Source organism: Tunicatimonas sp., assembly GCF_049647865.1.
Taxonomy (GTDB): domain Bacteria; phylum Bacteroidota; class Bacteroidia; order Cytophagales; family Cyclobacteriaceae; genus Tunicatimonas.
In genome coordinates, this window is record NZ_JBARYM010000308.1 from 1 (window position 1) to 2,416 (window position 2,416).

Genomic DNA, 2,416 nt, shown 5'->3' on the forward strand with positions numbered 1-2,416 from the left:
AGCAGCCCAGGCATCATACTGTTTAGAAAACATAGCCATGACTTCTTCTTTCTTATCTGCTGATTCCATATCTTTTTCTCAGCAATTTAAACACTAGTTCGCTAACTTACACTTTTGTCGTACACCCATTGGTAAGGATATGTTAGGTCAATTATAACTACTGGGTTGGCAAGTGTTTTAATGATGTTACTCATTTTATTACCTAGTCCTAATTCAGCATTTTTCGTAACTTTCCCGAGAAACAACCCTGAATATGCCCCGTTCACTTACTAAAGTTGGCCTGGTGCTTCTTGTCGTTTTTCTGCTTCCGGCTATCTTCTACTCGGTGCGGGAGCTACAGGCGGTGCGAGAGAATGAGTTACTGATTGAAGAAATCTACAACGAACAGCTTGAAGCTATTCTATTTTCGGTGAATCAATATTCGGAAGATATTGCTCGGTCGTGGACAAAAGACTGGAGCAGTTTACAGCAAGACAGTTTGTGGCAAAGTGGGGAAACTACAAACCAATTTTTTAACGAGAACTACGCTATTAAGGAAGGTTTTATTATGGATTCCTTAGCGTCAGCAGATATTAGACTGTATTCCGACGAGGGTGAAGTTTTTTTCTCAGCCAATCAAGATATCATTCCTAAACTCATTTCAAACCAACAACAAGTAATTAAACGTTTGTTTAGTTACCGAGAAAATGGGTATCTCAAAATTCAGCCTTTATTCTCCGATACCTCTTCGCTTGAGCTGCTAGTTTTTCTTCCTGCTACTATAGATAACGCTACTGCACTCTACGGTTTTGTTTTAGACCCTACCGTATTTGTCAATGATTTTCTAGGGCCTCGCATTCACGCCATCGCTCAGGAAGAATTTGTTATCTCGGTGCATAAAAAACTAGCTGAGGTACCCTTTTACACCACGGCAACCCACATTAAACACGGTGTTAGTCAGGCACCTCGCAAGCCGTTGTGGCTATTTCCTGATTATTATTTAACCATCCGACTAGAAGATCAGGAAAAACCTACTTGGGCCGAACAACGTTTTCGCACTAACCTATTTTTAATTATTGGCTTAAATGCAGTTCTTTTACTCGGGGCGTGGTTTGTGTTCCGAACGATCAAAAAAGAAATTGAGTTAGCCCGAATAAAATCCGATTTTGTCTCAAATGTCTCCCACGAAATTCGTACTCCTTTAGCATTGATTAGTATGTTTTCAGAAACGCTAATGATGAATCGGGTTAAGAGTGAAGAGAAAAAGCAAGAATACTATCGAATCGTAAATCAAGAATCGCAGCGCCTCACCAATATGGTGAACAAAATACTAAACTTCTCTAAAATGGAAGCGGGGAAGCATCGGTTTACATTTGAACCTATCAACCTCAATGAAATAGTGGCCCGCGTACTGGAATCCTACGATTTTCATCTGAAAAATGAAGGGTTTCATTACCACTTCCACCCTTCAGAAACAGAATTGACGATTAATGGAGATCAAGAAGGTATTACCGAGGCAATCATTAATTTGTTGGACAACGCTATCAAATATAGTGATGAACATAAAGAAATTTCGGTGCTAACGGGTATTAATGAAGGTTACTATTTCGTTGAAATTCAGGACAAAGGCATGGGGATTTCGGAAGCAAACCAGAAAGCCATCTTTGAGAAGTTTTTCCGAGTTTCAACTTCCGCTCCTGTTCAACGAGTAAACTCTTCAACAAATGGCTCGCCCCATTCGGGTACAGGTTTAGGCCTTAGTCTTGTGAAGTATATTATGGATGTTCATAAAGGTACGATTACCTTAACGAGTCACCCGAAAAAGGGAAGTAATTTTCGCCTAAACTTTCCTATCCGCTACCGGGTGGAAAAACTAATTGCCAACGAATGAAGAAAATACTAATTGTAGAAGATGAACCTAGCATGCGAATGGGCCTGAGCGATAATCTGGAGTTTGAAGGTTACGAAGTATCATCCTCCAGCGATGGTCAGGCAGGGCTACAGTTGATTTTAAATAATTCTTTTGACTTGGTAGTGCTTGACGTGATGTTACCTTCTATGACGGGGTTTGAGATTTGCAAAACCGTTCGCAAAAAGGGAAATAGCACTCCCATTATTCTACTTACTGCGAGAGGTGAAGAGATTGATAAGGTACTAGGACTAGAGCTAGGCGCGGATGATTACATTACTAAACCGTTTAGCTTACGCGAACTGTTGGCCCGAATTAAAGCTGTGCTTCGCCGACAGTCGGTAACTATCGATAATCAAGCCCCCGGTATTAGCAGTAATACTATTGAAATAGGGCGACTTAAAGTGTTGCCTGATGCCTACGAAGCATTTAGCGATGAAAAATCTATTAAGATGTCCCACAAAGAGTTTGAAATTATTCGCTATCTATGGGAACACGCCCGGCAACCGGTTAGCCGGTATGATTTAT

Annotated in this window: 2 protein-coding genes; both read left to right on the forward strand. The window is 40.7% G+C overall.

The features are described 5' to 3' along the window. Positions 1 to 253 precede the first annotated feature (253 nt). Positions 254 to 1,870, forward strand: coding sequence for a sensor histidine kinase (locus WBA23_RS09405; RefSeq protein ID WP_424582022.1), 1,617 nt, complete (start codon positions 254 to 256; stop codon positions 1,868 to 1,870). Continuing rightward, positions 1,867 to 2,416, forward strand: a 550-nt coding sequence (locus WBA23_RS09410; protein ID WP_424582023.1) for a response regulator transcription factor, incomplete at its 3' end; no start/stop codon positions are given. The genes WBA23_RS09405 and WBA23_RS09410, both read left to right, overlap by 4 nt.

Bases quoted from the DNA above. Each gene is read 5' to 3' on its own strand.
- WBA23_RS09405 (WP_424582022.1), top strand. From the start codon at position 254: ATGCCCCGTTCACTTACTAAAGTTGGCCTGGTGCTTCTTGTCGTTTTT.